This is a genomic window from Snodgrassella sp. B3800 (assembly GCF_026535865.1).
GTDB classification, from domain to species: domain Bacteria; phylum Pseudomonadota; class Gammaproteobacteria; order Burkholderiales; family Neisseriaceae; genus Snodgrassella; species Snodgrassella alvi_E.
In genome coordinates, this window is the sequence record NZ_JAFNPH010000001.1 from 576,230 (window position 1) to 600,231 (window position 24,002).

Sequence of the window (24,002 nt, forward strand, 5' to 3'; positions counted from 1 at the left end):
ATGAGTCTGAAAGAAAATTTGTCTGAAGAGCAACAGCTGCAGCAACGAATATTTACAGCCATTGATAATTTTGACAGTTTTATTATCCAAGCTGGGGCAGGTGCTGGTAAAACCTACACGCTAATCGAATCCATAAAGTATATTTTGCATTATAAAATCGATGAATTAGACAAACACAATCAAAAAATTATGTGCATTACTTATACCAATGTGGCGGCAAATGAAATCCGCCAGCGGTTGGGCGAAACTCAATATGTGCAGGTGTCCACCATTCATGAAATGCTGTGGCAGCAAATTAAAATGTATCGGCGGAGTGAGTTAACAGTATTGCATCTAAAAAAACTTAAACAAGAACTGGAAAATATTGAGTCAGAAATAAAGACTCAGACTGATTGTGTTAATCTGTCTACCCTTAAAACTAAGGAAAACCTAGAATTATTCAGTACATTCATAGAGGAAAAGAAAGAAGAATTTTTTACATTGGATCGTAATAAGATCAAAGCAGATAAATTCAGAAACCAAATGATGCAGTCGGATTTGGTAGAGCGAATACCGGAATTTAAAGAAAAAATCATAAAAAATGTTAATACTTTTAAAAATTTTTTCAAGCTAGTATCACGGCAGATTAGCTTCAAGAAGGCTATCGATAAACTCGAATCGGAAAATAATGACAAAAAAATACAGATAGACTATGACAGCCTGTCTAATTCTGATCGGTTGCCGGCCATGAAATTTAGCCACGATACATTACTCGAATATAGTCTGGCATTAGCAGAAAAATATAAGCTGTTTCAAAAAAAACTGATTGACCAGTATCCGTATATTTTTATAGATGAGTATCAAGATACGCATGAATCGGTGATTAAGCTGATGGCCGGACTACAACAATATAGCAAAGGACAACGCTGGCTAGTGGGTTATTTTGGCGATAGTCAGCAAAACATATATGATTCTGGAATAGGCAATCAAATACTCAATATCTATCAAAACATTCCGGATAATGGTCTGGGCCAAGTAAAACTACAGGAGATAGTGAAACCTTTTAACCTGCGTTCAGAACAACAGATTATTGAGCTGATTAATAAAATTAGAAACGATAAATTGCACCAAAAAAGCTTAGACCCAGATAAAACAAATGGTGAAGTTAATTTTTACTATCTGGACACGGAAGGATATTCAGGAGATACAAGCACGGATAATCTAATCATTAAGCAGTTTATTGAGAAATTTGCTCAATCTTTAGGGGATAATGAAAAAATAGATTGTCTGTTGTTGTTAAACCGGTATGTGGCCTCCATGAGAGGATTTGAGCAAATTTATAGTGCTATTCAAAAAGCAAATTTTATCTTATGGGATGAAATAAATACCAAGCTGTTTGCGCGCGAACTGGATAAACTTCATCCCGCAGTCCTGCGCTTGTATCAACTGGTTACAGCGTATAACAATTGTATAAACCCGCATAAGACGCTTTATGATTTATTTGGTGATACCCAGTCTGAAGTTACTTTTGCTGTGGCCTTAAAACTGGCACAACTCTTCCGCTGTAAGCAACCGAACAATCTGCATGAATTTATTCAGCATATTGATAACGTTCTAAATGACTTATGTGTAGACCAAAATAATGTAGTTTTAAGTGAACAGGAAGCAGTACGGTTTTGGTTGAAAAAAAACTTTGGATTCAATTTTCAAAATTTATTTAACCGAAACAAAAACAAAACTCAAAACATTGGATTTAAGGACTATATGTATGGCCTAGTGTATGAAGAAATGTACGGAAAGATTGAAAAATTCAATCCCGATGTGGAACTTACAGATGAACAAGCTGATGAAGAAATTAACAGAAGACACCAAGATCTAGAAGAGATTCTCAATATTGATTTAAATATATGGCAGCAATGGGTAGCTTTTATCAATAATGAGCATAATAAGGAGCAAACGGTGACATACCATACCTATCACGGTACAAAAGGCGAAGAATATGACAATGTAGCTATAATTATGGAGCATAACTTCGGGAAAAACAATAAACATAAATTTAAAAATTATTTTGCCAGTCTGTCTCTAGAGCCGGAACAAACGTATAAGGAAGAGGAAACCAGAAAATTGGAGAATAGCCGTAATCTGTTTTATACCGCCTGCTCTCGCGCACGGAAAAAACTTTGGATTCTTTATTTGGATGATATTAATGATATCGAAGATAACTTGAAGAAGCTGTTTACATCTATTAAGCCTTTTAAGTATCAGGGATAGCTGCTGGGGTAATGGCAATCTAATCGTTCATTATGGTTTCTAAAGAGTGAAGGCACTTTGGCAAGACTGAATAATGCTTGTTGAAATATGGCGAAAATCCGCACAGCCTGAAGTTTGGAATAGCAGGCAGGCGGAAAACTGATTGAATTCAGGGAGATATTTTAGGCTGGCTTTAGCTGGCAATGCAGGCAGATTCCGGTAAGTACGATGTGTTCATCATTCAATATGAAACCATTGTCGGCTGCACGCCGGCGTAGAGCTGCCCATTCAGAGCTCAGGCTTTGTTCATCCACAGTACCGCACTGGTTGCAAACCAGTACAAAATCGTTGTGGTGGATGTCATCTTCATGACAATCACTATCACATTCATGCTGCACATGGCGACAGAGAATATAACCGTTTACCGCTGGTATTTTATGCAATACACCCTGCTCTGCCCAAAAGTCTAATGCGCGATAGGCAGTTGGCGGAGCGATGGTGCTGCTGCTGTGTTGCTGCATGTGTGTCAGTACTTGATAAGCTTTAATGACACCGCTCATGTTTAATACAATATCCAGAACTTGTTCGCGCAATTGGGTGATGGTGACGCTGTGCTGGACACATTGAGCAATGATGCGGGCTTTTTCTTCAGCTTTGGACTGCCACACGGTCTTACTACTCATTCTAATCAGCCTCAATCCAAATCACGGGTTACACTTAGGCCGGCAAATGTTTGTGCTACAGGCATAATTTCAATGTGGTTTACATTCATATGAGCTGGTGTCTGATAGAGCCATAACACGGTATTGGCGATGTCTGCTGGTTGCAGATAGCTGATGTGTTCGTATACAGCCGCAGCTTGCTGCTCATCGCCGCGAAAACGGACATTAGAAAATTCAGTATCGCCACACAGGCCTGGGGCGATATTGGTGACACGTATGCGGGTACCGGCCAGATCGGTACGTAGATTGAGGCTGAACTGGCGCACAAAAGCTTTGGTGGCACCATAAACATTGCCGCCTTTATACGGCCAAGAACCAGCAGTTGAGCCAAGGTTGATGATATAACCGGCATTTTTGGCTACCATGCGTGGCAGTATCTGACGGGTAACATAGGTTAAACCAAGAATATTGGTATGAATCATGGTTTCCCAGTCGGCATAGTTTGCTTCCTGAGCGGGCTCCATACCCAATGCCAGACCCGCATTATTCACCAATAAATCGATATCTGCCCATGTGCCTTGCAGGGAGGCCAGCGCGTTATCTACACTTTGTTTGTCGGCAACGTCCATGTGCAGGGGTAAAAAGGTGGTACCCAGCTCGGCTTGTAATTGGTGTAGTTTTTCCAACCGCCGCGCCGCACCGATAACTTGATATCCGGCACGAACCATTACCCGGCACATTTCGGCACCAAAACCGGCAGAAGCACCTGTAATTATTATAGCCATATCTGTACCTTTTCCTGTTGTCTGTTTCAGAATTGATTCCGGTATTTCCTCCAATGTTAGCACGTTCCGCCGTGTTGTCTAAGCTGCTCAGTAGTCAGGTTTACCGGCAAGATAACAAAAACCCCGTTATCGCTAACGGGGTAATCAGTATCAGTACAGTAATCAGAGAGACTGCTGCATCGCCCATGAACGTAACGCACGGGCGTCACTAACACGGGTGGTGGAGCTTGGAGAATTAAGCAGCACGATGGTCACGGGTTGATTTTGTACACTGGTGAGCAGCACCATGGAGCGGCCAGCTTCACGGATATAACCAGTTTTCTGTAGAGCAATCGGCCATACACCTTCACGTACCAGTGCGTTGGAATTGTGATACAGCTCTACACGGCCATTACTGGTATAAACCGAGCCGGAATTATCAGTGGAATATTGTCTGATAAGCGGATATTGGCTGGCGCCACGTACCAACAATGCCAGATCGCGTGCAGTAGCCTGATTACGCGGGTCGAGGCCGGTTGGTTCGTAGAAACGTGCATTATTCATACCCAGCTCGGCTGCCTTGCGATTCATGGCTTCTACAAATGCCGGCATTCCTCCTGGATAAGTGCGTGCCAGCGCATGGATAGCACGATTTTCACTGCTCATCAGGCCGATGTGTAGCAATTCGCGCCGCGTCATCACTGTGCCAACAGATAGACGGCTGGTGGAGTTTTTCAGCCGGTCTATTTCAGCATCGGTGATGGTAATCGGCTCGTTCATATTCTGATTGGCATCCAGCACCACCATGGCAGAGAGGAGCTTGGATATGGAAGCAATGGAACGAACTTGATTAATATTTTTTTGATAAAGGATTTCTCCGGTCTGATTGTTCATAATCAAGGCCGATTGAGAACTTAATAAAGGACCGGCAATTTGTGCGCGAGCTTCCAGATTGGCATCTGGGTGGTTACTGATAAATGAGCTGAGGGTGTCAGACTGGCCACCGGCCTGTTTTTGTTCGATAAATCTGCCGAGAACATCTAGATCACCGGCTACCGTAGGTACGGCAAAAAACAGGCTACTGCTTAACAAGCTTACCCACTGCCAGCGACGCAGACAAGATAAACGAGACATGATAACTTCCTTTTTGACCCTGTGTGAGGGTTATATAATTCTCTATTAGTTGCTTATTCTGAACGTACGAAAGGTGCGGCTAGGCTACACCTATGATTGAGAGGCGTGTTTAAACGTACAAATTATCAGTACGAAATTTTGTTTCTCTTATTGATTATAAGGCAATTTCAATCACGGCCGGTATTTTCTGAGCCAATTTAATTGTTTAAAAGCTGTTTATAAACGATATTTTAATTAGTTTTGCATTGCTAAACTGATTTCGCAAGTGGATAAAACAACATCAGCATTTGGTTTGATATCAAGCTAATAACATTATATACTCGTTTTTTGGCCGGATCTGGGCAATTTGCGCTTTAGACATCTGGATCGGCTTTCGCTATAAGCTCTTTTTTCTGATGAAAACCTGTTTATGAGTAAAGAAATTCGTTATTGTTCGTTTTGCGGGAAACCGGAAAACGAAGTTAAAAATCTGATTGAAGGTGACAACGCATTAATCTGTAATGAATGCGTGGATACATGCAACGACATGCTACATAATGCAGGTGCTTCTTCTGCAGAAAAATTTAAGCCGGCAGGTGGTACTGATACCGACAGCGGCCTAGACAAGCTGCCAACACCGGCGGAAATTGTGGCGAATCTGGATCAATATGTAATTGGACAGGAAACGGCCAAAAAATCACTGGCTGTAGCTGTATACAATCATTATAAACGCCTGCGTTTTGGCAAAGAAGAAGGACAGGTAGAGCTGTCTAAATCCAATATTCTTCTGATTGGACCAACCGGCTCCGGTAAAACGCTGCTAGCACAAACGTTAGCTCGTAAGCTTGATGTGCCGTTTGTGATGGCAGATGCCACAACCCTTACTGAGGCCGGCTATGTGGGTGAGGATGTAGAACAGATTATTACTAAATTGCTAAGCAAATGCGATTTTGATGTACAGAAAGCGCAAAGAGGTATTGTATATATTGATGAAATCGATAAGATTTCTCGCAAAAGTGATAATCCTTCTATTACTCGGGATGTATCTGGGGAAGGCGTACAACAGGCATTGCTTAAATTGGTAGAAGGTACGGTGGCTTCAGTACCGCCCCAAGGCGGCCGTAAGCATCCTAATCAGGAATTCATTAATGTTGATACCACGAATATTCTGTTTATTTGTGGTGGTGCATTTGCCGGTCTGGAAAAGGTAATTCGTCAGCGCACTGAAAAAGGTGGTATTGGTTTTGGTGCGGCGGTACACAGTAAAGATGAAAATACCAATGTCAGTGAGTTATTTCAGACAGTGGAACCAGAAGATCTGATTAAATTCGGGTTGATTCCTGAGCTGATTGGCCGTTTGCCGGTGATTGCTACGCTGGCTGAACTGGATGAAGATGCTTTGATTAATATTCTGACCGAACCGAAAAATGCTTTAATCAAGCAGTTTCAGGCATTATTTGCTATGGAAGGTGTGGAATTACAAGTACAGCCTTCCGCCCTGCAAGCAATTGCCAAACTGGCTATGGCACGTAAAACTGGTGCACGTGGCCTGCGCTCCATTGTGGAAAAGGCATTGCTGAATACAATGTATGCTCTGCCGGATTTAACCGATGTGAAAAAGGTAGTGGTAAATCAGGATGTGATTGATAAAGGTGCAGAGCCTGAATGGTTACTCGCGGATGGTAGTGTTTATAAAAGTCCAAAATAATCTAGATTTATCCAAATATAAAAACCGTCTGAATTCTGCCATTCAGACGGTTTTTTAATGGATTCAGATAGACATCGGTAGTGGGCTAAATTAGTCTGGCTTATACGCTGTGATGCAATAGCTTATGGATCTTTTTTTCAAACCAATAATTTAATATCTGCTTTGCACAATTTTATAGATAGCGGCTAAACCATAAAACTTTGCCAATAATCTGCACATCGTCACTTTCGCTATCCAGTCTGATTTCGAAACTTGGATAGGCTTCGTTGGCAGAAATCACATTTACCACATTTCCCGGCATCAGCTGCAGACGTTTTACCAATAAGTTGTCGTTGATACGCAATACATACAAGCCATCACGGCGGATATGATTCATTTGCTGCACCAATATAGTATCGCCATCATTTAATACGCCTTCCATGGAGTCGCCTTTAACCGATATAACTGATAAGCCGCTCACTTCGGGGCTAATCATTGCGTTTATCCAGTCCTTGCGAAACGCCATGGTAAACATCGGTTTTTCGTTATCCACTAGACTACCGTGTCCGGCAGCAGCTTCAATGGCATAACGCGGCACATAGACAAAGTCATCAGCATTCACTGGATTACCTAGTGTATCGTGTGCCGCCTGTGTAGGCTGTTCGGGAAAAGGCTCTCCTTCTCCGGTGAGCAGCCAGTCGATACTGCATCCCTTCAATTCTTTGATGCGTTTCAGGGTTTCTGCTTTAGGTAGACCGCCTTCATGCCAGATTCGGCTGAATCCGGCCATGGTCATATCTATGTCTGTGGCAATTTTGGATTGGCGCTCCCCTGGCCAGAGCGAAGCCAGACGATCCTTAAATGTTTGCATGCACAAACTCCAGCAATTATTAGAAATAACGTTATTAAATTTGTTTTTATTATACAACAATTTTAAAAAAATAAATAGTAAATTAATTTTCAAGAAATTTTTAGGTTGTTTATTTATTTTTTTCTAAGTAATATAGCAAAAAATAAATAAATTATTAGATTTATCTAATTTACGGAGTCAATCATGAATGTGTTGAAGACTGTCGGGTTGGTGGCTGTATTGTTATTACTGGGCAATTTTCGCCCTACTCCGGCCGGTGCCATGGCTGCACCAGCTTCGTTTACACAAGTGCTGAATTGTCAGTATCTGGCACAACTGACCTATACCGAGATGAATACAGTTCAGACAGAAGCAGCCAAAAGCTGCGATCAGCGCGAAGCTGCCCGTGACTGGCTTAGTACATATGGCAAGATGAACCATACTGAGTTAGCTAAAGCCATGGTAGATGAAGCATCCTGAATGATAAACTTTTTATCGGCAGCAATTGAGTGTCTGCTGTACGCTAACAATTGTGAATTGGTATGAGCTGTTTGAATATTCTGCCTAAATAAAAATAATTAAAGCCGGCTACCCACATGAGAGCAACCGGTTTAACAAACTGAGAATAGTTATATTTTTTTGGTTTTGGTTTTGGTTTTGGTTTGCTTTACCAATGATGATTAATCAGCTATTTATTTGCTAGTTTTATTAGTAGCTGTTGATGGATACCACCAAAGCTGCCGTTGCTCATGACCAGAATATGATCACCCTGCTTAGCTTCTTCTACAATGGCAGCGATTAGTGACGGCATATCCTGAAATACTTCCACTTTATTTTGCAACGGACTTAATGCTGTTGCTACATCCCAATCCACACCACCGGCATAGCAGTATACTTTATCGGCCTCGGCCAAACTGCTGGGCAATGCTGCTTTCATAGTACCCAGTTTCATGGTATTAGAACGCGGCTCCAATACGGCCAAAATACGGGCACCAGTGACTTTCTGGCGTAAGCCAGCAATGGTGGTCGCAATTGCGGTGGGATGATGAGCAAAATCATCATATACGGTAATATTGTTGACGACGCCCTTGATTTCCATGCGTCGTTTGACATTCTGAAAACGTGAAAGTGCGGTGCATGATTGCTCTACGGTCACACCTACATGGCGAGCGGCAGCAATGACAGCCAGCGCATTCATGCGGTTATGCTGTCCAAGCAGTTGCCATTCGATATGCCCGACTTTCTGCTTCTGAAAAAGCACATCGAAACCACCTGTTTTAGACACTTCGCCTACCTGCCAGTCGCTACCAGAGCCAAAGCCTTCTACTTGAGACCAGCAGCCTTGTTGTAATACTTCGGATAATGCTTGGGATTCATCGTTGACTACAATTAGTCCTTCGCTGGGGATGGTACGTACTAGATGGTGAAACTGAGTCTGGATGGCAGACAAATCAGGAAATATATCGGCGTGATCATATTCCAGATTATTGAGAATGGCGGTACGCGGGTGATAATGAACGAATTTACTGCGTTTATCAAAAAATGCGGTATCGTATTCGTCGGCCTCTATTACAAAAAACGGGCTGGATTCGGCGCGGCTATCAGCCTGTGTAGCCGGTGGAATTTGTGGCAGTCTGGCAGACACAGCAAAATTCTGGGGTACGCCGCCTATCAGAAAACCAGGCGCAAGACCGGCTTCTTCTAGTACCCAGGCCAACATGCTGGCAGTGGTGGTTTTCCCATGGGTGCCGGCTACGGCTAATACCCAGTGCTGTTGCAATATGTTTTCAGCAAGCCATTGCGGCCCTGAGGTATAAGGCAGATTACGATTGAGAATGGCTTCGACCACCGGCATGCCGCGACGGGCAACATTGCCGATGACGTAGATATCTGCCGGATAGTTATCCAGCTGTGCTGCTTCAAATCCTTCTACCACATCTACACCTAAATCAGCCAGCTGGGTACTCATAGGCGGATACATTTTGGCATCACAACCGGTAACGCGGTAGCCAGCCTGTTTGGCAATGGCAGCAAGGCCTCCCATAAATGTGCCGCCAATTCCGATAACGTGGATATGCTGCATTTTTTATCTCTGCGCGCTGAAAACCAGCATTATAGACCGTTGTTAATGTCTGTGACGCGTCTGTTTTGCGTTTTTGCAGCGGATAGCCATAAAAAAGATTTTTGGCGTACTGAGATGTTTTTTATGTGTGCTAAGTAAGTACTGATAGCTATGTATCCGCACTCTTCATTCACAACATGAAATTATTAATAGTGAGCTGCATATCTGCTAACGGAATGCTATCAGCTCAGGAGGCGCTGATGATGTAACGTTGCAGTATATTTTTCAGATTATTTTTTTGCCATTTGGCGGCTAATATAAAGTTTGGAATTTTAAAAGTGTATTTTTGCTGCTCATAAATAAACGTTAATTCACCTCTGAAAAAGCCTGTTTTGTAGCTCAGATTGGTAATTTTGGTCATCGGAATAACGGTTATAGATTCAGATAAATTGGCGTTAGCCGTTAGACCAATGAGAATGATTTTTTCTGCATTAAAATAAATCAGAATATGCCGAATAAATAAAGTTGCCAATCCAGATAGTAAAGCATATTGCCAAGCTTTGGCATTAATCATGCCATAGATGATTGAAGACTGATCTAAAGGTGGTAATTGATGCTGTATGAAATAAGTCTTAATGTTTTCTAGTTTTAAACCATTTCCCATGATGTTACCTTGATAAATTGATATTCTTTTGTAATATTATATTCCTATATGCTTTTTATTTAAACTAAAGAGGATGAATGTTGTGCTTTTATTTTTTGGCTGCAGTGAATATTTTTTAGCTTAAGCAATCATGTCTGCCATCAACTTATTGGAACTGATTAATCACGGTATGCTTGCATTGCTATACTCTAAGAAGATGTTAGCAGGAAAATAAATTTCTGAAATAGCGCATTGGAAAGTCTGATTAGAATTATCCACACGATAGAAATAGCTTCTCTGATTATCTTTATTTTTTCAAAACAGGTTTATCAAAAGCTGTCATGGCGGGAATAAATACACATTATTCCTGTAAATATTGGGATGTTACTGCACATAAACTGTGGATAACTAATTTAGGCAGTTGTTATAATGAAATTTTATTTCGCTGCTTAAAATTTAAGCAACTCCCTGCCATGTGTCTTGATTCCAGCTTGTTTGGCTCTCAATCTGTCAAGGATGAGTGCTCTGCAGTAATGAACAACACTATTTAGCAGATGTATTCTGGCCTATAGTTCTCAACAGGTTGGTATATGAGGTGGATGAATCTGGCTAATCCACAAGCTTTCCACATATAAAAACTGCCTTGCGATGCAAGGCAGTTTGAATGGTGAAAACTGAATTTAGTGTTCTTCAGGTTTGGCTTCCTGTGGTGCTTTTTCCAGCAGCGCTTTGATGGACAAACGCACACGGCCGCGGTCGTCGATTTCTAAAGCTTTTACTTTTACCTGCTGACCAATTTGTAGGTAGTCACTAACATTTTTTACACGCTCGTGGGAAATCTGGCTGATGTGTACCAGACCATCTTTGCCTGGCATAACAGATACAATTGCGCCCACATTGTTATCCAAAATCTTGATTACTGTGCCATCGTACACTTTGCCCACTTCCACTTCAGCCGTAATTTCTTCAATACGACGTTTAGCGGCTTCACCTGCTTCGCTGGTAGTAGCTGCAATGGTAATGGTGCCATCTTCGGCAATATTGATTTCGGTACCGGTTTCGGCAGTAAGGTTACGGATGGTTTCGCCGCCTTTACCAATCACATCGCGGATTTTGTCTTGATGGATTTTCATCGTGAATAATCGCGGTGCATGGGCAGATAATTCCTGCGGACCTTCTACAGCTTCCTGCATCTGGCTCAGAATTTTCAGACGTGCTTCTTTGGCCTGTGCCAGTGCAATCTGCATGATTTCTTTGGTAATACCTTGGATTTTGATATCCATCTGCAATGCAGTAACGCCGTTGGTGGTACCGGCCACTTTGAAATCCATATCGCCGAGGTGGTCTTCGTCGCCAAGAATGTCGGTCAAAACGGCAAATTTGTTACCATCTAATATTAAACCCATGGCAATGCCGGCCACATGACTTTTCAGTGGGACACCGGCATTGAGCAAGCTCAGGCAACCAGCGCAAACGCTGGCCATGGAAGATGAACCGTTGGATTCTGTGATTTCGGATACCACGCGCATGGTGTAGCTGAAGTCTTCCACATCCGGCAGCACAGCCAGTAAGGCGCGTTTAGCCAGACGGCCATGGCCGATTTCACGGCGTTTTGGTGCACCCATGCGCCCCACTTCACCGGTAGAGTATGGCGGGAAGTTGTAATGCAACATGAAGCGGTCAGTATATTCTCCACTCAGTGCATCAATAATCTGTTCGTCACGCTGAGTACCGAGAGTGGCTGTTGCCAGAGACTGAGTTTCGCCGCGGGTAAATAAAGCTGAACCGTGGGTACGGGGTAAAACACCGGTCTGAATGTTGATCGGGCGCACGGTACGGGTATCACGACCGTCAATACGCGGCTGGCCTTCAAGAATCTGTCCACGTACAACTTCTTTTTCTAAATCTTTGAAAATTCCCCGAATCTGATTGGCTAGCAGTGTATCGGTTTCTTCGGTAATCAATGCGCCCTCTACTGCGGACCAAGCTTCGTCGAGCTTGGCAGTGCGTGCCTGCTTCTGTTTGATTTTAAAAGCAGCATCAATGGTAGCTCCGGCAAGTTCGCGTACACGAGCAATCAGTGTATCGTCGGTGGCCGGTGGCTGCCAGTCCCATATTTCTGGATTAACTTCATCGGCAAATTCGTTAATGGCACGGATAGCCGCCTGCATTTGGTCGTGACCGTAAACTACGGCACCAAGCATGGTTTCTTCAGACAGTACATCGGCTTCAGATTCCACCATTAATACGGCTTTTTCGGTACCCGCCACGACTAGATCTAGCTGAGATTGTGCCAACTGTGCTTTAGTAGGATTGAGTACGTATTCTCCATTTACGTAACCAACGCGGGCTGCACCAATCGGGCCTGCAAATGGTACGCCAGTCAGCAGTAGAGCTGCGGATGCACCTAACATGGCTGGTATATCAGAGTCGATTTCAGGGTCAATGGATACCACCATAGCCACAATCTGAATATCGTTGAAAAAACCTTCAGGAAATAGTGGACGTATTGGACGATCTATCAGGCGGCTGGTAAGAATTTCTTTTTCGCTTTGTTTGCCTTCCCGTTTAAAAAAGCCGCCAGGAATTTTACCGGCTGCATAAGTGCGCTCGAGATAATCTACGGTGAGCGGAAAAAAATCTTGTCCGGGTTTAACTTCTTTTGCTGCAGTAACGGCTACCAGTACTACGGTATCACCCATAGAAATTTTGACCGCACCTGCTGCTTGACGGGCAATTTCACCAGTTTCAAGAGTAACGGTCTGATTTCCATACTGAAAGGTTTTTATGTGTTTATTGAACATGCTGAACTTTCTGTTTCAGTTTCTGCAAAAGTCGCACCTGCTAAAAAACCTAACGATGTATACGCTTTGTACATATACATAGGTAGGGTTTCTGGCCGGGCGAGGTTTGCAAATGATGGTTGATTGGGATTAACAGGGTTGTGATAACCTTCAATACGCTTTGTATTATGGGTAAATTCTAACATATATTTTTTAGCTTATCTCTAACCTGATGTCTTCTAACCAGTAGAGCCAGTTTTTGCAGGTATTTTTGGTCTTTTTTGGCGGAAAAGAACGGATATTTATGCTGATCGAACTTTTTACCAATCTGTGCGCATATTAATTGGATTGGGTTATATGTTAGAATTAATATTATTGGTGTTAATTTTATTGGTTCAACCGGATTGGCTGTACCTGTTTTAATGGGGAATGATAATTATGTCCGAACTTTTGTATAAAAAACCAACTGACAGTGATGTATTGCTTTCGGTGGTCATGCATCCGGAAGATACCAATGCTAATAATACGATTTTCGGCGGCCGTATTCTGGCGCTGATGGATCAGGCAGCCTATGCCTGTGCCTGTAAGCATGCGCGCTGCGTAACAGTAACGGCAGCAATTAATACAGTCAATTTTCGTACGCCTATTTATGTGGGAGATCTGGTATCCATTAAGGCTCGGGTAAATTATGTGGGAAAATCATCGATGATGATTGGTATCCGTGTGGAAGCGGAAAATCTGATTAACGGAGATATTCGCCACAGTAATTCTAGTTATTTCACTATGGTGGCGATTGATTCTGCTACCGGTAAGCCGCAAACTGTACCTGGGCTGATTTTGGAAACACCAAATGAGGTACGCCGTTTTGTGCGTTCGTATACGCGTAAAATAGAACAGCAGGAAAGTTTGAAAGAGTTTCAGGCCAAAGCTTTTCATTTAAGTAAAGACCATCTTGACTGGTGCCAAACTCAGAATGCGCGTTTAAATCCTGATTTATATAATGAAATAGGCTGATTTTACTGGCCTGTGTTTTTTCGTTTCAGCCGAGGCTAAGCACAGGCCTTGTCTATTTCATCGATAAGACAGGATGTGCCGTATATGTGGTTTTCTGCCTACTGCCTGCATTGATGGCAAAATACAGGGTGGACTTTGGTTGGGGGTAATTTTTTACAAGTAACTATAGAATTAAAAAAGCCGTCTTATAATCAAGACGGCTTTTTTAGCAGCATAGCATGCTTATTTACGCAGACCCAGACGGCCAATCAGCTCGCGGTAGGTATCCGGTTTGGTACGACGGATATACGCCAGCAGACGACGACGGGAACTTACCATTTTCAATAGACCACGACGGCTGTGATGATCTTTAGGATTAGCTTTGAAGTGGCCGGTAAGGTCGTTAATACGGAAGGTCAGCAATGCGATTTGTACTTCAGAAGAACCAGTATCGCCTTCGGTACGCTGATAATCTTTTACGATTTGTGCTTTTTGTTCAACAGATAACATGTAATTCACTCTATTAAAAAAGCCTTTCGGCAGACAAGTTGGCCAAGCTAACAATGATGTCTGACAACGGCCAACTCCAGATAGGTATTTAGCTCTCTACATTGGTGCTCATCAGACGCAGTACTTTGAGGCGGCTGCTGGCAGCCTGATACTGAACCAACCCGATGAAGCGTCCACTGGCGGCATAAATACGCAAGGGGCACATTGTGCCATAATTTTGTCCGGAATGCACGGCTATCCCGTGCTGCAATTGCAAAATTTCTTTATCGCTAAGTGTGGCTGCCGGTAAATGTTGTACCAGCACATCGCTGGGAAGCAGCCAATTATCACGTGCTGATTCATCCAGACTGCTGATAACGGCAAGGGTATGGGTCTGGTCGATACTAAACCCAGCGGTAGCGGTACGACGTAGTGCTGTCAGATGAGCCACTGTCCCCATATGCTGAGCTATATCTTCAGCTAGAGTGCGGATGTAGGTACCTTTGCTGCAGCGCACGTTGATAATCAGCGTAGGATAAGCAAACTCTACAATACCAATCTGATAAATGGTTACCTGCCGGCTTTTGCGTTCGATGGTGATGCCGGCGCGTGCGTATTCATATAATGGTTTACCCTGATGTTTGATGGCCGAATACATGGGCGGTGTCTGGGTTATTTCACCACTGAAAGCAGCGATGGCAGACTGCACCTGTGCCAGTGTGATGTGGGTATCGGCTGTAGCCACAACTTCGCCTTCGGCATCGCCGGTACTGGTGGCGACGCCAAGCTGTAATGTCGCTGTATAAGCTTTGTCTGCATCAAGCAGATACTGGGCAAATTTAGTGGCTTCTCCAAAACACACCGGCAGTAGACCGGTGGCCAGCGGGTCGAGTACACCAGTGTGTCCGGCTTTGGCGGCACCATATAAAAAGCGCGCCCGCTGTAAAGCGCTGTTACTGCTCATGTCTCTGTCTTTGTCCAGCAGCAGTACACCACTGAGAGCGCGTTTGCGTCGGCTGATATGTGTATTCATGATGATTCGGGGGGAATTTGGTTTACTTTATTCAGGCGCCTGCATCATAACACGGTTTCTGCGGCTGTCTGGTATGTGTATCTATTGCCAACAGGGATAAGCAGCGCTTACGCTTAAAAGGGCTAAATTTGCAAATTGATGTGTTGTCTTAATTCGTGGTTTGTTGCTGTTAGGCTGGTTTTAAGATGTTTCGGCTGATGCTGAAGCAGGATAAGAATTAGTATTAATCAATTATTTGAAATCTGCTATGAATTCTTAAACATATATTGTATCTGGCATTAATTTATTCTTACGCAAAGGCTTTGTTTAGAGTTACAATTATTTAAGTTTTACTGCTGGTATTGCAAGGGAGCATCTGTCAGAATCTCTGCCAGAGAATTTATACGTTAGTCCTGATTCAGGCGGCAATTAGTCGGTGTGACGGGGGAAATTCACGCTGTTAAATAATTTGATTGTCATTTTCATTCAGGATAATGCTGACGCTGGTATTGATTCTATTTGGTGATTGATTTTTTAGGTTCTACCGGTCTAACTTCTGACAACAGAAACTAACAGGCCAAACACTTCTTCTTTACTGATGAAAAGGGTTCATTATGAAAGCAGCCGTAGTAACAAAAGACAAAAAAGTGGCCATTCAGGACAAAGCCGTTCGTCCGCTGAAAGCCAATGAAGCATTGCTGAAAATGGAATGTTGCGGGGTTTGTCACACTGATTTGCATGTAAAAAATGCAGATTTTGGTGATGTGACTGGTGTAACGCTGGGACATGAAGGCATTGGTGTGGTTACTGCTGTCGGTGAAGATGTCACTTCGCTGAAAGTAGGCGATCGTGCCAGTGTGGCTTGGTTTTTTGAGGGCTGTGGGCATTGCGAATACTGCAATAGTGGCCGTGAAACATTCTGTCGTGAAGTTAAAAACGCCGGCTATACTGTAGACGGTGGTATGGCGGAAGAATGTATCGTGGTAGCAGACTATGCGGTGAAGGTACCGGATGGTCTGAGTTCTGAAGCAGCCAGCAGTATTACCTGTGCCGGTGTGACCACTTACAAGGCTATTAAAGTATCTCATATTCAACCCGGCCAGTGGATTGCGATTTATGGTTTGGGCGGTCTGGGCAATCTGGCTTTGCAATATGCTAAGAATGTGTTTAATGCCAAAGTGATTGCTATTGATGTGAATGAAAAACAACTGGAATTGGCACGCGAGATGGGTGCGGATATGACCCTGAACCCGGCTAAGGAAAAAGTTGAAGAAATCATTCAGGAAAAAGTAGGCGGCGCATATGCTGCAGTAGTTACTGCTGTGGCTAAATCTGCGTTTAATTCAGCCGTTGCTGCTGTACGCGCTGGCGGACGTATTGTGGCAGTAGCTCTGCCTGTAGACACCATGGATTTGAATATTCCGCGTCTGGTACTTGATGGTATTGAGGTAGTGGGCTCACTGGTGGGTACACGTGAAGACTTGCGTGAAGCATTCCAGTTTGGTGCTGAAGGCAAAGTGGTACCAAAAGTAACCATGCGTCCGCTGGAAGACATCAATGATATTTTCGATGAAATGGCCGCAGGTAAGTTTACTGGCCGGATGGTAATTGATTTCAAAAATGCCTGATTAAGACAAAGTGATAAAAAAGCCATAGTTTGACTATGGCTTTTTTTATCGAATGAGCAAAATTAACAGGCTTCGCCAACTTGCACGCCGTTTAGGATATCTTGCGCGGAAGCAAGGCTAGCAACCAGTTGTTGTGCTGACTGAAATTCTGGCGTCTGCATGATGGCTTTGTAATCTGCCACTTTCCCTTTACCGGCAATCATTTGCCAGCGCTGTGCCAGCCGGCTATTTTCTGGCCACTGAAAATCGTTTAACAAAGTATCTACCCAATCTGGTTTGTTGCAGACCAGTGCGATATCACAGCCGGCAGCAAAAGCATGAGCTGCACGCTGGCGAATATCTCCTGCAATGCTGGCACCCTCCATGGTTAAATCATCTGAAAAAATCACACCATCAAAGTGCATTTTGTCTCTTAGCACACCTTGCAGCCAGAGTGTGGAAAAACCAGCCGGTTCGGTAGGGTCAACTTTAGGATAAACCACGTGTGCCGGCATCAGTGCCGGCATGCTATGATGAATCAAATCGTTAAACGGCTGAATATCATCAGCCCATAATTCATCCCAGTTACGGTTGTCCTGAGGAAGAGTCAAATGGCTATCTCCGCTGGCGGCACCGTGTCCGGGAAAATGTTTGCCGCAAGTAGCCATGCCACCACGGGCCAGGCCACGCTGTAAAGCAAGTGCCAGAAAGCTGACAACAGCTGGTTGCTGATGAAAGCTGCGGTTACCAATCACTGCACATTCGCCCCAGTCTAGATCCAATACCGGTGTAAATGATAAATCGATACCACAAGCGCGTAATTCTGTGGCCAGTACCCAGCCTACTGTTTCAGCCATTTTATCAGCCATGGCCGCGCCGTGCTGTTCCCAGCACTGCCCCAGTGTCCGCATCGCCGGCAAACGAGTAAATTCCGGAATAAAACGCTGTACTCGCCCCCCTTCGTGGTCAACTGCAACGATGAGCTCGGGTGTGCGTAGGGCTTTAATTTCGGCCACAAGTGCAGTGAGCTGTGCACGAGACTGATAATTACGTCGGAATAGAATCACGCCACCAATGGCGGGATGGCTTAACCGTCTGCGTTCTACTTCGCTCAGATGAAAAGCTTCCACATCGGCCATAATCGGGCCGCGTGCTGTTACCGGAGGTTGTGCTGACAACATAGAATGATTCCAGAACCTTTAATAATTGAATTAGTAGCTTTGACAAAATTTAAAATGATGGGACAACATGATGAATCCGGTCTGAACACAAAAGTCAGTCGATAGATTAATTTACGCTTGTATACACATTGAATTGACAAGACGGTTTACCCCGCCAAATATTTTTAGTTTACTTTTAGGGCAGTATCAAGGCGATATACAAAGTATTATTGGCTCGCCGGATGAGTAAAGGGACACTTTTTCCGCTTTCCTGTACTGCCTGCTCGAAATCCTTTTCATTGTGTACCAATTTTGGACCAACAGCGACAATGACATCACCGCGACGTAAATCAACCTGTGCAGCTAATTTGCTAACATCTACAATCACCAGCCCTTTACTGCTTGCACGCAGCTCCAGACCAAGGTGTTGTTCTAAAAAATTATCACCGTCAGTAGGCATAATGTCGCTGGCTGCGCTAGATGGAGCACTGATGGCTGGTGACATATTATCCAGTGTTACCTTAATATCCTGTTTTCGGCCTTTACGCCATATCCCGAGAATAATTTGTTTTCCAGGCGGCAGCAGTCCGACTCTGACCGGTAAATCACTGGAGGTTTCTAGTTCTTCTCCATTAACACTTTCAACAATGTCACCGGGTTGCAGACCTGATCTGGCTGCTGGTCCACCGGCTACTACCTGTGTAATCAGCGCGCCATTAGCCTTGTTAAGCCCAAAAGATTTGGCCAGATTGTAGTTCACTTCCTGAATGACCACACCCAGACGTCCGCGCTGTACTTTACCGGTGGTTTTTAGCTGTTCAGCCACATTCATGGCCACATCTATCGGAATGGCAAAAGAGATACCCATGAAGCCGCCGCTACGACTGTATATCTGGGAATTGATACCAACTACCTGACCTTTTAGGTTAAATAGGGGACCACCAGAATTGCCCGGATTAATGGCTACATCTGTTTGAATAAATGGAGTGTAGTTCTCTTCTGGCAGGCTACGCCCTTTGGCAGAAACGATACCGGCAGTTACACTGTTGTCAAAACCGAATGGTGCACCAATAGCTGCTACCCACTCGCCAACTTTCAATTCTTTCGGATTGCCAGGCTGCACGACTGGCAAATTATCCGCGTTGATTTTCAATAGAGCCACGTCAGACTGAGGATCGGCACCAATTAATTTTGCCTGAAATTCCCGTTTGTCGTTTAGCAGGACTTTGATGTTGTTCATGCCATTGACAACATGTGTATTGGTGAGAATATAGCCATCCTTGCTTATGAAAAAGCCGGAGCCGAAATTGTATTCATCATCATTTGTCTGCGGCGTCTGAGGCACATTAGGTAACAGATGTTTGAAATATTCGTAAAACGGGTCATTATCGGGCAGCGTATCGGAGCTGCTTTCAATGTCACCGTCAAGGCTGCGGTTATCTCGGGTGGCCTGTATGTTTACCACGGCGGGACCTTGCTGGTCTACCAGCCGAGTAAAATCAGGCAACAGCATGGCTACCTGATTGCTGTTACCATCAGTGCCGGCAGGTATTTCTTTTACAAAACCCTGATTGGCTGTTTTGCCAAACCAGTGTTCCAGCCGGTCACACCCAGCTGCCGCCAACAACGCTGACAAAATTGCCGTCAACATATATTTGCGATTTATCCGCATCAACTTCCCTATCTTGTTTGTTTTCTTACACAAGCGGTGATCAATAATATTGTAACGAAAAGAGGCGTAAAGTTACTTAATCAGACAGTTAAAGTTGCCTTCGCCGGATATTCGCATAAATCATTTATCAAACAGCGTTCGCAGTCAGGTTTACGTGCTTTACATATGTAACGGCCATGTAAAATAAGCCAGTGGTGGGCATTCAAACGATACTGTTTCGGCACCACTTTCATTAATTTATCTTCTACTTCGCGTACGGTTTTGCCTGGAGCCAAACCGGTCCGGTTACACACACGAAAAATATGCGTGTCTACAGCAATGGTCGGCTGGCCAAAAGCGGTATTCAGCACCACATTGGCTGTTTTACGACCTACACCAGGTAAAGCTTCTAGCTGTTCTCGTGTCTGTGGTACTTCGCCGTCATATTGCTCAACCAGAATTGCGCAGGTTTCCATCACATGTTTGGCTTTGGTTTTATATAAGCCTATGGTGCGAATACAGTCCATTAGTTTACTTTGCCCCAACGCCAGCATGCTCTGTGCTGTGGGTGCCAGCTTAAAAAGCTGCACGGTACATTTGTTAACGGATACATCGGTGGCCTGTGCCGACAGCATGACAGCAATTAATAATTCAAACGGGGTATGATATTGCAGCTCAGTGGTCGGATGCGGACAGGCAGCCTGCAAACGACTGAATATTTCATCGCGTTTATGTGCATTCATGAGGTTGTTCTATTAGCGGTTTTCTGTTGCTGGCGAAACTGCCAAGGAGCAATAGCACGTGCATTGTGCCACAGACCAAGCCGTTTTTGGCGTGCCTGAAGCTGGGCTTGCTGATAGTGGCTAAAACTCAGCCGATCCTGCTGTTTTTTTGCAATAGAATTGTAATGCCATGCATAGCCTTGCTGTACCATCCATAAATTTATGTCTTCATTGCTCAGCATTATCTGCCCTACTTCGCGCTGATATTGGTCGATAGCCACAACATTCACTGCGACTGATTTACCTTCAATTCGCGTTTTTAAAGCATCTCTACTGGCAATGCCATAGGCCTGTTTGATTTCAGGCGCATCAATACTGGCCAGTCGAATTTTGTGCATATAGCCATTATTATCTTTAACATGAATGGTGTCCCCATCATGTACGCTGTCAACCTGTCCTGTGTAACGTCCTTTGCTCGCCGGTGCATACTTTCTGCCTTTGGCAACGTGCGGCCGACCATTGAAAACATCTTGTACAGAACGCAGAATACTATCTGCTTTCTGTATCTGGTTTTGCAATGGCGCAATTATACTGTCGGGCAACCAAACTTTAGCCAGCGTCAGTACCATCGCCAGCCAGATTAAAATTTTACGCCATTTGCTTAGTGCTTTTTGTCTGTTCTGCATTTACCTCTAAAATTACCCCTCAAAAAACCCTACTGTAATTATCTCAGACTGACAGACATAAAAATCGCCATTAAAACAATGGCAGCCAGCTGCTGGTATTGATAATAGCTGGCTGCACAGAAACAAGTGCAAATATGTTTGTTCACCTCTGCCGCAACTGATTCAGACTTTGGCTGTTAACACCTGAACGCCACTCTGGCAACCCAGCAGCAGCAAATCAGCAGGATGGTGGGTAAACAAACCGTTTTCGACCACACCTGGTATGCCGTTAATAGCATCTTCCAGTTTTATTGGTTCGCTGATATTCAAATTGGCAACGTCAAGAATCTGATTGCCGTTATCAGTTGTAAAGCCTAGACGTAATTCCGGTTCACCGCCGAATTTCAGTAGCCGACGCGCCACCAGTGAACGGGCATTTGGCATCACTTCCACTGGTACAGGCACATGGCCAAGGCGACTAGTATATTTACTTTCGTCGGCAATACAGATAAATTTTTCTGCTGCACTGGCGACAATCTTCTCATTCAACAAAGCCCCACCGCCGCCTTTAATCATTTGTAATAAATGATTGATTTCATCGGCTCCATCGATGTATAACGGCAGGCCGTTCACTTCATTCAATGTGACTTCAGGAATACCAAAGCTCTTCAGAGCCGCACTAGTCTGGGCAGATGTGGATACCGCACCTTTGATTCTTTTTCTGCTTTGCGCCAATGCCTCAATAAAAAAACGTACAGTTGATCCGGTGCCGATGCCCAGATATTCGTTTTCCTGCACATATTCAACCGCTTTTTCTGCGGCCTGACGCTTGAGTTCATCTTGTGCTGCCATACAACTGCTCCTTGTTTATCCTAAATAGATGACAAATTAGTTTGTCTGTATCAAAAAATTATAGCTCAAGCCTGCATTAGATTAAACCGCTGTTAGCAGAACAATTGCCTGCGCCTCAATTGCTTCTTGCCGCCCTAAATAACCAAGTTTTTCATTGGTTTTGCCTTTGATATTAACGGCATCAACCGGCAAATTCAGTACAGCGGCTATATTTTGCCGCATTTGGTCGATGTAAGGGCGCAGTTTAGGCTGCTGGGCAATCACAGTACTGTCTACATTGACTACTTTCCAGCCTGCCGCCTGCACTTCTGCATAAGCCCCGCGTAACAATTCGCGGCTGTCTGCATCTTTATTCACAGCAGCAGTATCTGGATAAAGTTTGCCAATATCACCCAACGCAGCAGCACCTAACAAAGCATCGGTAATCGCATGCAGCAGGGCATCGGCATCTGAATGTCCAAGCAATCCTTTATCAAAAGGGATGCAAACTCCGCCTAATATCAGCGGCCGGCCGGCTACCAACTGATGCACGTCGTAGCCCTGCCCGATTCTGATAGATTTCATTCAATGTTATCCTGCTGTAAGAAATAAGTAGCCAGTAAAGCATCTTGTGCACTGGTTAATTTTAGGTTCCGGATATCTCCTGCCACCAGCAGCGGTGCAAGCCCCATGGCCTCTACAGCGGAAGATTCATCAGTTATTACGTCTAAATCTGCCTGATCCAGTGCTGCAGCCAGCATACCTGCACGAAACATCTGTGGCGTCTGAGCCTGCCATAAACCTGCTCTGTTGACCGTCCTGCTGACCTGCTGTGCCGGGTCTGCCTGCTTCAATGTATCAGCCACCGGCAGTGCTGATAATCCGCCCACCGGATGATGCTGTACTGCCTTTATTAGGCGTTCAACTGATTCTGTACTAACACAGCAGCGGGCGGCATCATGTACCAGCAGCCAGTCTGTATCCAGAACGGCATAGTGCTGCTGGGCCAGTCTGATGCCATTGCGCACTGTTTGCGCTCGCGTGTCTCCACCACAGCGCAGAATAGCGATATTGGGAGGTAAAGCAGCGGATGGATATATGGTATCGATGTACTCATCTTGTGCCGACACGACAATGAACACTAAATCAATTGCTGGTATTCCGGCTAATCGTGTGACAGTATGTTCGAGCACCGTTCGCCCTACTAAACGGACATACTGTTTCGGGCACTCTGCACCAAAGCGTGCGCCGACACCTGCAGCCGGAATCAGCGCAATACGCCGGCTCATGCAGATTTATCCTCTTGTTGCTGCTGCCACTGCCGCCACGCACATGGTGCACCGACAATTTTATCCAGCGTTTGTAAATATGCTTCGTGTTCCGCCATATCTTCTGCATTGGGTTTGACGACAGGAAGAGCTGTATGTTGTATCTGATATTGGCCACCACCCGCAATACTGGTATCGGTATTACCTGCCATCAGCTCATCCACCAAGCTAAACTGGCTGCGGGTCATGGCCAAATAAACTTCACCAAGCAGCTCGCAGTCTATCAGCGCACCGTGCAGTACGCGCTTGCTGCGATCCACTTCCAGACGGGTACACAGAGCATCGAGTGAATTTTTCTGTCCTGGGTATCTTTCGCGCGCCATTTGCAGAGTATCGGTGATTTTCTCAGTAATGGTTCTGGTAGCGGGCATATTAAGTTTTTTAAATTCCATATCCAGAAAGCTTTCGTCAAAGCCCGCATTATGGATAATGAGTTCTGCTCCGCTGATATAATCAGCTATTTGCTGGGCAACTTCGGCAAAGACTGGAGCTTTCATCTCATGCAGTTTTTCCAATGTGATGCCATGAACTGCCACTGCTTCTTCGGGTATATCACGCTCAGGATTAATATAAAGATGCAGATTATTGCCGGTAAGCCGCCGGTCTATCATTTCTACTCCGGCAAATTCAATCAATCTATCGCCATTACTGGCAGACAGGCCGGTAGTTTCAGTATCGAGAATAATTTGACGCATGCTAATGCTTTAAGCGGCAGAATACCGCAGATTTAAAATAACAATAATACTAAAAA

At 44.3% G+C, this 24,002-nt stretch carries 23 protein-coding genes; 5 read left to right on the forward strand and 18 right to left on the reverse strand.

The window, feature by feature from the left end:
• The gene (locus J3U64_RS02545; protein ID WP_267408175.1) at nucleotides 1-2,250 is read left to right on the forward strand and encodes a UvrD-helicase domain-containing protein; all 2,250 of its coding nucleotides are present in this window, start codon (nucleotides 1-3) and stop codon (nucleotides 2,248-2,250) included.
• Nucleotides 2,251-2,411: 161 nt separating this feature from the next.
• Here J3U64_RS02545 and J3U64_RS02550 read toward each other — a convergent pair whose 3' ends face one another.
• From J3U64_RS02550 to J3U64_RS02560, 3 genes are all read right to left on the reverse strand, one after another.
• Complete coding sequence (locus J3U64_RS02550) at nucleotides 2,412-2,912, reverse strand: Fur family transcriptional regulator (RefSeq protein WP_267408176.1); 501 nt, start codon at nucleotides 2,910-2,912, stop codon at nucleotides 2,412-2,414.
• Nucleotides 2,913-2,923: 11 nt separating this feature from the next.
• On the reverse strand, nucleotides 2,924-3,676 hold the full coding sequence (locus J3U64_RS02555) for an SDR family oxidoreductase (protein ID WP_323811387.1): 753 nt from the start codon (nucleotides 3,674-3,676) through the stop codon (nucleotides 2,924-2,926).
• Between the two features lie 162 nt (nucleotides 3,677-3,838).
• Complete coding sequence (locus J3U64_RS02560; RefSeq protein WP_267408177.1) at nucleotides 3,839-4,789, reverse strand: serine hydrolase; 951 nt, start codon at nucleotides 4,787-4,789, stop codon at nucleotides 3,839-3,841.
• A gap of 409 nt (nucleotides 4,790-5,198) precedes the next feature.
• Between J3U64_RS02560 and clpX the strand changes: the two genes are divergently transcribed.
• Nucleotides 5,199-6,476 (forward strand): ATP-dependent Clp protease ATP-binding subunit ClpX, encoded by a 1,278-nt coding sequence (gene clpX / locus J3U64_RS02565; RefSeq protein ID WP_267408178.1) that lies wholly within the window; start codon nucleotides 5,199-5,201, stop codon nucleotides 6,474-6,476.
• Between the two features lie 172 nt (nucleotides 6,477-6,648).
• Here the strand turns inward: clpX and J3U64_RS02570 are convergent, their stop codons facing one another.
• Complete coding sequence (locus tag J3U64_RS02570; protein WP_267408179.1) at nucleotides 6,649-7,326, reverse strand: S24 family peptidase; 678 nt, start codon at nucleotides 7,324-7,326, stop codon at nucleotides 6,649-6,651.
• A 183-nt stretch (nucleotides 7,327-7,509) separates the two neighbouring features.
• Between J3U64_RS02570 and J3U64_RS02575 the strand changes: the two genes are divergently transcribed.
• Nucleotides 7,510-7,785 carry a hypothetical protein gene (locus J3U64_RS02575; protein WP_100139850.1) on the forward strand — a complete coding sequence of 92 codons (276 nt, stop codon included), beginning with the start codon at nucleotides 7,510-7,512 and terminating at the stop codon, nucleotides 7,783-7,785.
• Between the two features lie 208 nt (nucleotides 7,786-7,993).
• Here the strand turns inward: J3U64_RS02575 and mpl are convergent, their stop codons facing one another.
• The 4 genes from mpl to J3U64_RS02595 form a co-directional block, all read right to left on the reverse strand.
• The gene (gene mpl, locus J3U64_RS02580; RefSeq protein ID WP_267408180.1) at nucleotides 7,994-9,388 is read right to left on the reverse strand and encodes a UDP-N-acetylmuramate:L-alanyl-gamma-D-glutamyl-meso-diaminopimelate ligase; all 1,395 of its coding nucleotides are present in this window, start codon (nucleotides 9,386-9,388) and stop codon (nucleotides 7,994-7,996) included.
• A gap of 226 nt (nucleotides 9,389-9,614) precedes the next feature.
• Nucleotides 9,615-10,031: a hypothetical protein gene (locus tag J3U64_RS02585; RefSeq protein WP_267408181.1), complete on the reverse strand. Its 417-nt coding sequence runs from the start codon at nucleotides 10,029-10,031 to the stop codon at nucleotides 9,615-9,617.
• Nucleotides 10,032-10,690: 659 nt separating this feature from the next.
• Nucleotides 10,691-12,814 carry a polyribonucleotide nucleotidyltransferase gene (pnp, locus tag J3U64_RS02590; RefSeq protein ID WP_267408182.1) on the reverse strand — a complete coding sequence of 708 codons (2,124 nt, stop codon included), beginning with the start codon at nucleotides 12,812-12,814 and terminating at the stop codon, nucleotides 10,691-10,693.
• Nucleotides 12,796-12,999, reverse strand: a complete 204-nt coding sequence (locus tag J3U64_RS02595; RefSeq protein ID WP_267408183.1) for a hypothetical protein — start codon at nucleotides 12,997-12,999, stop codon at nucleotides 12,796-12,798. Before J3U64_RS02595 ends, pnp begins: the two co-directional genes overlap by 19 nt.
• Before the next feature lie 232 nt (nucleotides 13,000-13,231).
• Here J3U64_RS02595 and J3U64_RS02600 point away from each other — a divergent pair, with 232 nt between their 5' ends.
• On the forward strand, nucleotides 13,232-13,807 hold the full coding sequence (locus J3U64_RS02600) for an acyl-CoA thioesterase (protein WP_180295869.1): 576 nt from the start codon (nucleotides 13,232-13,234) through the stop codon (nucleotides 13,805-13,807).
• A gap of 222 nt (nucleotides 13,808-14,029) precedes the next feature.
• On the opposite strand, the gene rpsO is transcribed toward J3U64_RS02600, so the two are convergent.
• Complete coding sequence (rpsO, locus tag J3U64_RS02605) at nucleotides 14,030-14,296, reverse strand: 30S ribosomal protein S15 (RefSeq protein ID WP_100139845.1); 267 nt, start codon at nucleotides 14,294-14,296, stop codon at nucleotides 14,030-14,032.
• Nucleotides 14,297-14,384: 88 nt separating this feature from the next.
• Complete coding sequence (gene truB / locus J3U64_RS02610; protein ID WP_267408184.1) at nucleotides 14,385-15,308, reverse strand: tRNA pseudouridine(55) synthase TruB; 924 nt, start codon at nucleotides 15,306-15,308, stop codon at nucleotides 14,385-14,387.
• 593 nt (nucleotides 15,309-15,901) lie between these two features.
• On the opposite strand from truB, the gene adhP reads away from it, so the two are divergent.
• A complete protein-coding gene (gene adhP, locus J3U64_RS02615) occupies nucleotides 15,902-16,915 on the forward strand; it encodes an alcohol dehydrogenase AdhP (RefSeq protein ID WP_267404508.1) in 1,014 nt (337 codons plus the stop codon).
• 62 nt (nucleotides 16,916-16,977) lie between these two features.
• Here adhP and nagZ read toward each other — a convergent pair whose 3' ends face one another.
• From nagZ to dnaQ, 8 genes are all read right to left on the reverse strand, one after another.
• A complete protein-coding gene (gene nagZ / locus J3U64_RS02620; protein WP_267408185.1) occupies nucleotides 16,978-18,075 on the reverse strand; it encodes a beta-N-acetylhexosaminidase in 1,098 nt (365 codons plus the stop codon).
• 175 nt (nucleotides 18,076-18,250) lie between these two features.
• Nucleotides 18,251-19,726 carry a DegQ family serine endoprotease gene (locus tag J3U64_RS02625; protein ID WP_416384971.1) on the reverse strand — a complete coding sequence of 492 codons (1,476 nt, stop codon included), beginning with the start codon at nucleotides 19,724-19,726 and terminating at the stop codon, nucleotides 18,251-18,253.
• 80 nt (nucleotides 19,727-19,806) lie between these two features.
• On the reverse strand, nucleotides 19,807-20,448 hold the full coding sequence (nth, locus tag J3U64_RS02630; protein WP_267408186.1) for an endonuclease III: 642 nt from the start codon (nucleotides 20,446-20,448) through the stop codon (nucleotides 19,807-19,809).
• Complete coding sequence (locus J3U64_RS02635; RefSeq protein WP_267408187.1) at nucleotides 20,445-21,113, reverse strand: thermonuclease family protein; 669 nt, start codon at nucleotides 21,111-21,113, stop codon at nucleotides 20,445-20,447. Before J3U64_RS02635 ends, nth begins: the two co-directional genes overlap by 4 nt.
• A 162-nt stretch (nucleotides 21,114-21,275) precedes the next feature.
• A complete protein-coding gene (gene rpiA / locus J3U64_RS02640) occupies nucleotides 21,276-21,944 on the reverse strand; it encodes a ribose-5-phosphate isomerase RpiA (RefSeq protein WP_100139840.1) in 669 nt (222 codons plus the stop codon).
• Between the two features lie 81 nt (nucleotides 21,945-22,025).
• On the reverse strand, nucleotides 22,026-22,508 hold the full coding sequence (gene ispF, locus J3U64_RS02645; protein ID WP_267408188.1) for a 2-C-methyl-D-erythritol 2,4-cyclodiphosphate synthase: 483 nt from the start codon (nucleotides 22,506-22,508) through the stop codon (nucleotides 22,026-22,028).
• Nucleotides 22,505-23,212 carry a 2-C-methyl-D-erythritol 4-phosphate cytidylyltransferase gene (gene ispD, locus J3U64_RS02650; protein WP_267391216.1) on the reverse strand — a complete coding sequence of 236 codons (708 nt, stop codon included), beginning with the start codon at nucleotides 23,210-23,212 and terminating at the stop codon, nucleotides 22,505-22,507. Before ispD ends, ispF begins: the two co-directional genes overlap by 4 nt.
• A complete protein-coding gene (gene dnaQ / locus J3U64_RS02655; protein ID WP_267391217.1) occupies nucleotides 23,209-23,946 on the reverse strand; it encodes a DNA polymerase III subunit epsilon in 738 nt (245 codons plus the stop codon). The genes ispD and dnaQ overlap by 4 nt, the downstream gene beginning before the upstream one ends.
• Nucleotides 23,947-24,002: the final 56 nt, after the last annotated feature.

Coding starts and splice junctions, on each gene's coding strand:
- J3U64_RS02545 (WP_267408175.1), top strand. CDS start 1: ATGAGTCTGAAAGAAAATTTGTCTGAAGAGCAACAGCTGCAGCAACGA.
- J3U64_RS02550 (WP_267408176.1), bottom strand. CDS start 2,912: ATGAGTAGTAAGACCGTGTGGCAGTCCAAAGCTGAAGAAAAAGCCCGC.
- J3U64_RS02555 (WP_323811387.1), bottom strand. CDS start 3,676: ATGGCTATAATAATTACAGGTGCTTCTGCCGGTTTTGGTGCCGAAATG.
- J3U64_RS02560 (WP_267408177.1), bottom strand. CDS start 4,789: ATGTCTCGTTTATCTTGTCTGCGTCGCTGGCAGTGGGTAAGCTTGTTA.
- clpX (WP_267408178.1), top strand. CDS start 5,199: ATGAGTAAAGAAATTCGTTATTGTTCGTTTTGCGGGAAACCGGAAAAC.
- J3U64_RS02570 (WP_267408179.1), bottom strand. CDS start 7,326: ATGCAAACATTTAAGGATCGTCTGGCTTCGCTCTGGCCAGGGGAGCGC.
- J3U64_RS02575 (WP_100139850.1), top strand. CDS start 7,510: ATGAATGTGTTGAAGACTGTCGGGTTGGTGGCTGTATTGTTATTACTG.
- mpl (WP_267408180.1), bottom strand. CDS start 9,388: ATGCAGCATATCCACGTTATCGGAATTGGCGGCACATTTATGGGAGGC.
- J3U64_RS02585 (WP_267408181.1), bottom strand. CDS start 10,031: ATGGGAAATGGTTTAAAACTAGAAAACATTAAGACTTATTTCATACAG.
- pnp (WP_267408182.1), bottom strand. CDS start 12,814: ATGTTCAATAAACACATAAAAACCTTTCAGTATGGAAATCAGACCGTT.
- J3U64_RS02595 (WP_267408183.1), bottom strand. CDS start 12,999: ATGTTAGAATTTACCCATAATACAAAGCGTATTGAAGGTTATCACAAC.
- J3U64_RS02600 (WP_180295869.1), top strand. CDS start 13,232: ATGTCCGAACTTTTGTATAAAAAACCAACTGACAGTGATGTATTGCTT.
- rpsO (WP_100139845.1), bottom strand. CDS start 14,296: ATGTTATCTGTTGAACAAAAAGCACAAATCGTAAAAGATTATCAGCGT.
- truB (WP_267408184.1), bottom strand. CDS start 15,308: ATGAATACACATATCAGCCGACGCAAACGCGCTCTCAGTGGTGTACTG.
- adhP (WP_267404508.1), top strand. CDS start 15,902: ATGAAAGCAGCCGTAGTAACAAAAGACAAAAAAGTGGCCATTCAGGAC.
- nagZ (WP_267408185.1), bottom strand. CDS start 18,075: ATGTTGTCAGCACAACCTCCGGTAACAGCACGCGGCCCGATTATGGCC.
- J3U64_RS02625 (WP_416384971.1), bottom strand. CDS start 19,726: ATGCGGATAAATCGCAAATATATGTTGACGGCAATTTTGTCAGCGTTG.
- nth (WP_267408186.1), bottom strand. CDS start 20,448: ATGAATGCACATAAACGCGATGAAATATTCAGTCGTTTGCAGGCTGCC.
- J3U64_RS02635 (WP_267408187.1), bottom strand. CDS start 21,113: ATGCAGAACAGACAAAAAGCACTAAGCAAATGGCGTAAAATTTTAATC.
- rpiA (WP_100139840.1), bottom strand. CDS start 21,944: ATGGCAGCACAAGATGAACTCAAGCGTCAGGCCGCAGAAAAAGCGGTT.
- ispF (WP_267408188.1), bottom strand. CDS start 22,508: ATGAAATCTATCAGAATCGGGCAGGGCTACGACGTGCATCAGTTGGTA.
- ispD (WP_267391216.1), bottom strand. CDS start 23,212: ATGAGCCGGCGTATTGCGCTGATTCCGGCTGCAGGTGTCGGCGCACGC.
- dnaQ (WP_267391217.1), bottom strand. CDS start 23,946: ATGCGTCAAATTATTCTCGATACTGAAACTACCGGCCTGTCTGCCAGT.